Source organism: bacterium, from assembly GCA_021372775.1.
Classification (GTDB): domain Bacteria; phylum Acidobacteriota; class Polarisedimenticolia; order J045; family J045; genus JAJFTU01.
The window spans coordinates 1-9,295 of sequence record JAJFTU010000356.1 but is presented as its reverse complement, the minus strand read 5'-3'; the positions used below and the strand labels follow the sequence as shown (position 1 = coordinate 9,295).

The following is a 9,295-nucleotide window of genomic DNA, read 5'->3' as shown; positions in this document are numbered from 1 at the left end:
GCCTCGCCGCCGTGCTCCATCGACTCCAGCCGCCGCGCGTAGTTCCGCTTCGGCCCCGCCGGATGGAAGCGGGCGTAGAGGACGGGGTCGTACGTCTCCTGGTAGATCGCCAGGCCGCAGACGCCGGCGTCGCACAGCGTCTCGTAGCCCGCGCGGTCGAACGGCTGCACCTCGACCGAGATCGAGGCGAACATCCCCGCGAGTTCGCGCGCCGTCGCGGCGAGCGAGTCGGGAGTCACGACGCGCGGATCCTCCCCGGCGACGAGCAGCAGATGCTGGATCCGCCGCGAGGCGATGATCGCGGCCTCGGCGCGGATCTCCTCCGCGTCGAGCGTCCGCCGCTCCAGGCGGTCGTGGTCGGCCGCGAAGCCGCAGTAGACGCAGCGGTTGACGCAGGAGTTGGCGACGTAGAGCGGCGCGTAGAGCGTCATCGTCCGGCCGAAGCGGCGGCGCGTCGTCGCCGCGCTCCGCCGCGCCAGCTCCTCGAGGAAGGGGTCGGCCGCGCGCGAGACCAGCGCCGGCACGTCCTCCTCGTCGGGACGTTCCTTGGCCAACGCGCGTTCGACGTCGCGCGTCGTCGCCGCGGCGATCCGCGCGCGCAGCCGGTCGCCGCCGATCCGCTCCAGTTCCTCGCGGAACCCCATCGTCAGGCCTCGCGCAGGAAGCCGGTCAGCGGGCTCGAGGCGCGCGCCTCGCGCGACGTCGCCGCCGGCCCCGCGGCGCGGGCGAGCGTCGCCGCCTCGACGGCGAGCTTGAAGGCGCGGGCCATCGTCGCCGGATCGTCCGCCGCGGCGATCGCCGTGTTGACCAGCACCGCGTCGGCGCCGATCTCGATCGCCTCCGCGGCGTGCGACGGGAGGCCGAGCCCCGCGTCGACGACGACCGGAACGCCGGCCTCCTCGACGATGATCTCGACCAGCTCCCGCGTCCGCAGGCCGCGCGCGCTGCCGATCGGCGCCGCGAGCGGCATCACCGTCGCGCAGCCCGCCTCCTCCAGCCGCCGCGCGAGGACCGGGTCGGCGTTCATGTAGGGGAGCACGACGAAGCCGAGCTTGACCAGTTCCTCGGCCGCCTTGAGCGTCTCGACCGGATCGGGCAGCAGGTAGCGCGGGTCGGGCACGACCTCGAGCTTGACCCACTCCGTGCCGCAGGCGGCGCGGCCGAGCTTCGCGAGGCGCACCGCCTCGACGGCGTCGCGCGCCCCCGAGGTGTTCGGCAGCAGACGATGGCGCTTCGGATCGAGCGCGGCGAGCGTCGCGTCCGGCCCGGCGCCGACGTCCACGCGGCGCAGCGCGACGGTGACGATCTCCGCGCCGGACGCGTCGAGCGCCGCGGCCATCGCCTGCGGCGAGCTGAACTTTCCCGTGCCGACGAGCAGGCGGGAGGAGAACTCGACCCCCGCGATCGCCAAAGGCCCTTGGCCGCGCATTTCGACGTTCCTCCGGCCGCGCCGCGACGCGGCTCAACCGCCGCCGACGAACTGGATCAGTTCGACGCGCTCGTCCGGCCGCAGCTCGCGGTCCGCCGCTTCCGCCCCGCCGAAGACGTCGCCGTCGACTTCCACCGCGACCCGCTCGGCGGCGAGGCCGAGCGACGCGATCAACGCGCCGATCGTCGTCCCCTCCGGAACGTCGCGCAACTCGCCGTTCAATCGCAGCCTCATCGTCGTCGCTCCGCTCGTTCCGACGCCGCGGCGCGCCGCCGCCCGCCGGCGCTCATTCCACCGGGTCGAGCCCGAGGATCAGCCGCAGCGCCGCGTTCGCCTGATGGTGCGCGGCGACGCCGACCCGCGGCGCCATCAGCCCCGTTTTCGGCGCGGCCGCCGTCTCGCCGTCGCCCACGACCCAGACGTTCTCCATCGCCCGCCGCACGCGCACGGAGTTCGCCGTGCCGAAGCCGGCGACCCCCGACGCGGCGACGAGCGGCGTCGCCGGGGCGCCGGCGCGCAGCCCGAGCAGCAGCTCGCGCTTGGCGAGCGGGTCGTCGAAGCACTCCAGCACGACGTCGCAGCCGGCGAAGACCGCCGCCGCGTCGTCCCGCCCGATCCGCCGCCGCTCCGTCTCGACGACGACGAACGGGTTGATCCGCGCGAGGTTCTCGGCGAGCGCCTCGACCTTCGGCCGCCCGATCTGATCGACGAAGAACTGCTGCCGGTTGAGGTTGCTCGGCTCGACGACGTCGAAGTCCACGAGCCGCAGCCGCCCGATCCCGACCCGCGCCAGCGCGATCGCCGCCGCGCTGCCGAGGCCGCCGCAGCCGGCGATCCCCGCCGCGGCCCGCTTGACCCGCGCGTGGACGCCCGGCGTGTGGCGCGCCGCCATCAGCGACTCCAGCTCGTCGCGCGCGGGGATCTCGCCGCGGCGGATCAGCGCCACGACGTCGCCGTCGGCAAGTTCGACGTCCGCGGTCCGCGGGAATCCGTTGACCACGAGCACGTCGGCGCCCGGCTTCAGCGCGTCGCGCAGCGCGAACAGCGTCGTCCCGCGCGGCGCGCGGCGCGCGCGCTCGTCGACCGTCAGCGCAATGAAGGGACCGCTCTCGGGCATGGCGGCGATGGTAGGAGCGGGCCGCGGGGCCCGCCAACCGTCACGACGGCATCGTCTCGCCGCGCACGACGATCGCGTCGATCAGCTCGAACAGCTCGACCGCCTGCACCGGCTTGGCCACGTAGCCGTCCATCCCGACGGCGAGGCAGCCGTCGCGGTCCCGCTTCATCGCGTGGGCCGTCATGGCGATGATCGGGATGTGGCGGTCGGTCCCGTGCTCGGCGGCGCGGATCCGCAGCGTCGCCTCGAAGCCGTCCATCTCCGGCATCTGCACGTCCATCAGGATCACGTCGAACGGCTCGCGTTCCCACGCCTCGACCGCCAGCCGCCCGTTCGCGGCGACGACGACGGTGTGGCCGACCTTCTCCAGCAGCCGCACGACGAGCTTCTGGTTGACCGGATGGTCCTCGGCGAGCAGCACGCGCAGCGGCCGCGTCGGGGCGGGCTGGATGATCTGCCGCCCGGTCGGCGCCGTCTCGTCCTCTTCGCCGCCGACGCCGCACGCGGCGAGAATCGCGTCGAGCGCCTCGCTGCTGCGGACCGGCTTGGTCAGGCGCGACGTCGCGGCGAGCGCCGGGAAGCGCGTCGCGTCGGCGCGCCAGCCCGCCGGCGCGAGCAGGATCACGGCGACGCCGGCGAACGCCGGATCGGCGACGAGCGCCTCGACCCGCTCCGTCGCGTCGTCGTCGCCCGGCGGCAGGTCGACGACCGCGGCGCCGAACGGGCGGCCCTCCGCCGCCGCGACGCGCGCCGCCTCGCGGCCCTCGACGATCGTCCGGGCCAGCGTCGCGTCGAAGCCCCAGTGGACGAGGCTGTCGAAGACGAAGCGGCGGCTGAGCGCGCGCCCGTCCACCAGCAGCACCCGCGTCCCGACCAAGCGGTCGAGATCCGGCGGACGGCCCGGCGCGGTCGCGCCGACCGGGAGGCCGAGCTCGGCGGTGAAGTAGAAGGTGCTTCCCCGCCCGACCTCGCTCTCGACCCAGATCGCGCCGTTCATCATTTCCACGAGGCGGCGGCAGATCGAAAGCCCCAGCCCCGTGCCGCCGTAGACGCGCGTCGTCGAGCCGTCGGCTTGCGTGAACGGATCGAAGATCAGCGCCTGCTTCTCCGGCGCGATGCCGATCCCGGTGTCCGAGACGGCGAAGCGCAGCCGCACGCGGTCGTCGGCCGCCTCCTCCAGCGAAACGCCGACGACGATCTCCCCCTCCTCGGTGAACTTGATCGCGTTGCCGACGAGGTTCACGACGACCTGCCGCACCCGTCCCGCGTCGCCGACGACCATCTCCGGGACGTTGGGGTCCACCTGGCAGGAAAGGTCGAGACGCTTCTGCTCGGCGCGGTAGGCCAGCGCCTTCATCGCGTCGTCGAGCCGCCCGCGCAGCGGGAACTCGACCGGGTCGAACTCCAGCTTCCCCGCCTCGATCTTGGAGAAGTCGAGGATGTCGTTGAGCAGGCTGAGCAGCGAGTCGGCGGAGAGCTTGACCGCGTCGAGGTACTCCCGCTGCTCGCGCGTCAGCTTCGTGTCGAGCGCGAGCTGCGTCATCCCGATCACGCCGTTCATCGGCGTGCGGATCTCGTGGCTCATCGTCGCCAGGAACTCGCTCTTGGAGCGGCTCGCCGCCTCGGCCGCCTCCTTCGCCGTCTTCAGCTCCGCGTTCGTCCGCGCGAGCTCCTCGCCGCGCACGACCAGCTCGGCCGTGCGGCGGCGCACCGCCTCCTCCAGTTGGAGGTTGCTCACCCGCAGCTGCCGCACGCGGTAGAGATGGACGCCCCGCAGCGCCAGGCCGATCCCGGCGAGCACGACGACGGCGAACCACCACGTCTGGTAGAAGCGCGGGGCGAGGCGGAAGGCGATCGAGGCCCCGGTGGTGTTCCAGACGCCGGAGTCGTTGCTGGCGACGACGCGGAAGACGTAGTCCCCGGGGGAGAGGTTGGTGTAGTACGCCTCGCGCCGCGCCCCGGCGTCCACCCAGTCCTTGTCGTACCCCTCGAGCTTGTAGCGGTAGCGGACGCGGTCGGGGGCGCGCAGCGAGAGCGCGGCGTAGTCGAACTCGATCTCCCGCGCGCCCGGCGGGACGACCGACGACGCGCGCAGATCGACGTCGCGGCGGTTGACCGTCATCCGCTCGACGTTGACCGGCGGCGGCACCGGGTTCGACGACAGCCGCGTCGGGTCGGCGATCGCCGCGCCGCGCAGCGTCGGGAAGTAGATCCGGCCGTCGGGCGCCTGGTAGGAGTTGGGGAAGTAGCCGCCGTCGCACTCGGCGCTCTTCATGCCGTCGGCGACGCCGAAGCTCGCGCTGCGGATCGGCGCCGTCCCGCCGGCCAGCCGCGCGAGGACCTCGGCGCGCGAGGCGCGGAAGACGCCGCGGTTGCAGCTCATCCAGAAGTAGCCGGCGGCGTCCTCCTGAATCGTGTAGACGACGTCGTCGAACAGCCCGTCGGCCGTGGTCACCGCGCGGAACCGCCCGTTCTCGAAGTGCGCGAGCCCCGAGCCCCAAGTGCCGAGCCAGATGTCGCCCTCGCGGTCCTGGAAGATCGCCATCACCCCGCCGTCGGGGAGGCCGTTCTTCTGCGTGAAGAGGGTCGAGGCGCCGTCGGGCGAGAAGCGGCGCAGGCCGTAGCCGTCGGAGCCGTACCAGAGGAAGCCGTCGCGGTCCTCGAAGACGAGGATCGGCCGGCGCAGCGCGTCCGACGGCGTGCCGAAGGGGGTCAGCTTCCCGTCGCGGAAGACGGCGAGCGTCCCGTCGCGGAGGATCGTCCAGAGACCGCCGGCGCGGCGCGGCGCGAACGACACGATGTTGTAGGGGAACTTCTCCTTGAGCAGCCAGGTGGTGAAGCGGCCGTCCTTGAAGCGCGCGAGGCCGGCGTCCACCTCCGAGAACCAGGCGACGCCGTTCTCGTCCACGGCGGCCGAGGTGTTGCCGATCAGCGGCAGCCGCATCCCTTCCTTCGACCCGAACGTGCGGACCCGCCCCCCCTCGACGCGGGCGAGCGCGTTGTTCGCCATCCCGATCCAGATCGCGCCGTCGCGGTCGGGAAGGACGTACCAGGCGCTGCCGGGGGGAAGGCCGTCCGCTTCCGTCAGCGAGATGATCGCCCCGTCGCGCATCCGGTGCAGGCCGTCGCCGTCGGTGCCGACCCAGAGGCTTCCTTCGCGGTCCTCGAAGATCGCGAGCGTCATCCCCTTGCCGAGCGGATCGGCGGCGCTCTCGATCCGCCCGCGGCTGATCCGCTGCAGCCCCGAGGCGGCGCCGTACCAGATGTTGCCGTCGCGGTCCTCGGCGAGCGCCTGCGGCTCCCCTTCCTGCAGCCCGTCGGCCGGCGTGAGGACCTTCGTCGAGCCGTCGGGGGCGCGGCGCACGAGGACGCCGGTCGTGGCCGCCCAGAGCGCGCCGTCCTTCGCCGCCATCAGCACGAAGACGTCGGCGTTGAACGGCAGGCCGGGAATCGAGACGGGGACGAAGCGCCGCCCGTCGAAGCGCGCCGGGCCGAGCGCCGTGCCCGCCCAGATCGCGCCGCCCGCGTCCTCGGCGACCGAGCGGACGAGCGCCGTCGGCAGACCGTCCTTCCGGGTGAAGGTCCGGAACGAGCCGCCTTCGCGCCTGACCAGCCCCGCGCCGTCCGCGGTGACGATCCAGAGCGCGCCGCGCCGGTCCTCGAGGAGGTGCGACAGGCGATTGCTCGGCAACCCCTGCGCGACGCCGAACCGCTCGAACCGCCCGTTCTCGAAGTGGACGAGCCCCCCGGTCTCCAGCGAGACCCAGAGGCTCCCGTCGCGGGCGGCGCCGAGCGCCATCACTTGGTTGGCCTTCAGCGCCTCGGTGTTCCGCTTGTCGAAGACGGTGAAGTTGCGGCCGTTGAACCGGACCAGCCCTTCCTGCGTGCCGAGCCAGAGGTAGCCGTCCTTGGTCTGCGCGATCGCGTGGATCGAGTTCTGCGGCAGCCCTTGCTCGGACGCCCACGTTTCGTCGGTGTACTGGTGGACCGCGCGGCCCGGGTCGAGCGCCGCCGCGGGAGCCGCCGCCGCCGCGGCGAGCGAGAGGACGACCATTGCGCGGCGGAAAAGCCGCCGCGCCGCGGAATCATCGCGCCAAGAGGACCGACCCTGCTCCATCTCCCGCCTGCGCGCGTCCCGGCCCCGGCGCCGCGCCGCGCTCCCCCCCCGCTCAATTTAGGGCATGTCGGTCGATCCGCCACCGGCCCCTGACCGCGGCCAGCGCGCCGCCGATCCGGATTGTTTCCATCCGTCTCCGCGGCGCGCGCCGGCGTCCGATGCTTCAGCTCCAGACGATCAGGCCGGTGTCGTGGGCGTGGGCCAGATCCTCGTGCTGCGCGAGCACGCGGACCGTCAGGCCGATCCGTCCGCTCATCGGGCAGGAGACCGCCGCCCGGAACTCCGTTCCGTCCCCTTCCGTCGCGCCGGTCGCCTTCATCTCCCAGGTCTTGGCGCCGACGATCTGTCCCGCCTCGTCGACCCGTCCGGCGTAGACCTCGACGGTGACGTCCTCCGGCGCGAGCGGCCCGAGCCGCACGAGGGCCCGCACCGGAACGGTGTCGCCCACGCGCAGTTCGTCGGAGACCGGCGCCTCGACCTTCGCCACGTGGACCTGCGGCCAGGCGGCGCGCGCCTTGGCGCGCCACGCGGCGAGCGCCTTGGCGCGGAGGCCCTCGTCGGCCTCCAAGCGCTCGCGGCGCTTCCCCGCCGGATGGTAGCCCTCCACCGTGTACTGGTGGACCATGCGGTTGGTGTTGAAGACCGGGCAGAGGGCGGTCATCGCGTTCTTCATCAGGTCGATCCAGCGGCGCGGCAGACCGTCCACCCCGCGGTCGTAGAAGAGCGGCGACACCTCGCGCTCGAGCAGTTCGTAGAGCTGGCCGGCCTCGACGCGGTCCTGCTCCGCGGCGTCGGCGTACTCCTCGCCGCGCCCGATCGCCCACCCCGTCGTCGGCGTCCAGCCCTCCTCCCACCAGCCGTCGAGCACGGAGAGGTTGAGGGCGCCGTTGAACGCCGCCTTCATCCCCGAGGTGCCGGAGGCCTCCATCGGCCGGCGCGGCGTGTTCAGCCAGACGTCCACCCCCTGCAGCATGTAGCGGGCGACGACCGCGTCGTAGTCCTCGAGGAAGACGATCCGCCGGCGGAACTCCGGCCGCGCGGCGAGCTGCACGATCTCGCGGATCAGCGTCTTGCCTTGATCGTCCTTCGGATGGGCCTTCCCGGCGAAGATGATCTGCACCGGCCGCCCCGGCGCGTTGAGGATCTTCGCCAGCCGCTCCGGGTCGGAGAGGATCAACGTCGCCCGCTTGTAGGTCGCGAACCGCCGGCCGAAGCCGATCGTCAGCGCCTCCGGATCGAGCAGTTCCGCGGCCTGCGCGACGCTCGCCGCCCCGGCGCCGCGCGCCTTGAGCTGCGCCGCGACGCGCCGGCGCGCGAAACCGACGAGCCGCTCGCGGCGCCGCTCGTGCGTGCGCCACAGCTCCTCGCCGGGGATCTCGACCCCGCGCAGCCAGACCATCGTGTCCCCCGGCTCCTCCGCCCAGCGCGGCCCGAGGTAACGGTCGTAGAGACTGCGCATGTCGTCGCTGATCCACGAACCGGGATGGACGCCGTTCGTCACGTAGCCGATCGGCAGTTCGTCGTCCGGCGTTCCCGGCCAGAGGTCGCGGAACATCCGGCGCGAGACGTCGCCGTGCAGCCGGCTGACGGCGTTGACGTAGCCGGCGGTGCGGATCGCCAGGACCGCCATGTTGAAGCCGGCGTTGACCTCCCCCGGCCAGATCCGCCCGAGGGCGAACGCCTCGTCGCGCGTGATGCCCGAGCCGGTCGTCCAGCCGCGGAAGTACCGCTCCATCAGGTCGGGCGGGAAAACGTCGAACCCCGCGGCGACCGGCGTGTGCGTGGTGAAGATCGAGCTCGCCGCGACCAGCTCCCGCGCCTCGCCGAACGACAGCCCGCGCTCGCGGACCAGCCGGCGTATCCGCTCGACGCCCTGGAAGGCGCAGTGCCCTTCGTTCATGTGGTAGGTGCGCGGCCGCAGCCCGAGCGCCTCCAGCGCGCGGACGCCGCCGATGCCGAGGACGATCTCCTGGCGGATGCGCGTCTCGAGGTCGCCGCCGTACAGCTCGTCGGTGACGTCCTGCAGATCCTGCGGGTTCTCGGGGATGTTGGTGTCGAGCAGGACCAGCCGCACGCGCCCGACCTGCACCCGCCAGAGCTTGATCTTCGTCTCGCGACCGGCGAGATCGACCGAGACGTAGACCGGCTTGCCCGACGCGTCGAGCTCCTCCTGCACCGGCATGAGGTGGAAGTCGTTGACCGGGTACCGCTCCTGCTGCCAGCCGTCCGCGGTCAGGTACTGGCGGAAGTACCCCTTCTGGTAGAGCAGGCCGACGCCGACGAGCGGCACGCCGAGGTCGGAGGCCGACTTGAGGTGGTCGCCGGCGAGGACGCCGAGGCCGCCGGAGTAGATCGGCAGGCACTCCGTCAGCCCGAATTCCATCGAGAAGTAGGCGACCAGCGGCTGGTCGGCCGGGCCGAACGTCTTGCGGTGCCACGTCCCGACGCCGGAGACGTACTCGTCGAGGTCCCGCTTCACGCGGTCCATGTGGGCGAGGAACGCCTCGTCCTCGGCGACGACGAGCAGCCGCTCCTGGGAGATCTCGCCGAGCATGCGGATCGGGTTGTGGCCGCTCCGCTCCCACAGGTCGCCGTCGAGGCGCCGGAAGAGGGCGATCGTCGCGTGGTCCCA

At 72.9% G+C, this 9,295-nt stretch carries 6 protein-coding genes; all 6 read right to left on the bottom strand.

All coding sequences use genetic code 11. The features are described 5' to 3' along the window. Positions 1 to 644: radical SAM protein (locus LLG88_11770; GenBank protein MCE5247578.1), on the bottom strand; the 644-nt coding region annotated here is incomplete at its 3' end. Positions 645 to 646: 2 nt separating this feature from the next. Then, on the bottom strand, positions 647 to 1,429 hold the full coding sequence (locus LLG88_11765; protein MCE5247577.1) for a thiazole synthase: 783 nt from the start codon (positions 1,427 to 1,429) through the stop codon (positions 647 to 649). A gap of 33 nt (positions 1,430 to 1,462) precedes the next feature. Then, positions 1,463 to 1,663 carry a sulfur carrier protein ThiS gene (gene thiS / locus LLG88_11760; protein MCE5247576.1) on the bottom strand — a complete coding sequence of 67 codons (201 nt, stop codon included), beginning with the start codon at positions 1,661 to 1,663 and terminating at the stop codon, positions 1,463 to 1,465. A gap of 52 nt (positions 1,664 to 1,715) precedes the next feature. After that, positions 1,716 to 2,546, bottom strand: a complete 831-nt coding sequence (gene thiF, locus LLG88_11755) for a sulfur carrier protein ThiS adenylyltransferase ThiF (GenBank protein MCE5247575.1) — start codon at positions 2,544 to 2,546, stop codon at positions 1,716 to 1,718. 40 nt (positions 2,547 to 2,586) lie between these two features. Further along, a complete protein-coding gene (locus LLG88_11750) occupies positions 2,587 to 6,600 on the bottom strand; it encodes a response regulator (protein MCE5247574.1) in 4,014 nt (1,337 codons plus the stop codon). A 226-nt stretch (positions 6,601 to 6,826) separates the two neighbouring features. Continuing rightward, on the bottom strand, positions 6,827 to 9,295 hold a 2,469-nt coding region (gene glgP / locus LLG88_11745; protein ID MCE5247573.1), incomplete at its 5' end, for an alpha-glucan family phosphorylase.

Bases quoted from the DNA above. Each gene is read 5' to 3' on its own strand.
- thiF (MCE5247575.1), bottom strand. From the start codon at position 2,546: ATGCCCGAGAGCGGTCCCTTCATTGCGCTGACGGTCGACGAGCGCGCG.
- LLG88_11765 (MCE5247577.1), bottom strand. From the start codon at position 1,429: ATGCGCGGCCAAGGGCCTTTGGCGATCGCGGGGGTCGAGTTCTCCTCC.
- thiS (MCE5247576.1), bottom strand. From the start codon at position 1,663: ATGAGGCTGCGATTGAACGGCGAGTTGCGCGACGTTCCGGAGGGGACG.
- LLG88_11750 (MCE5247574.1), bottom strand. From the start codon at position 6,600: ATGGTCGTCCTCTCGCTCGCCGCGGCGGCGGCGGCTCCCGCGGCGGCG.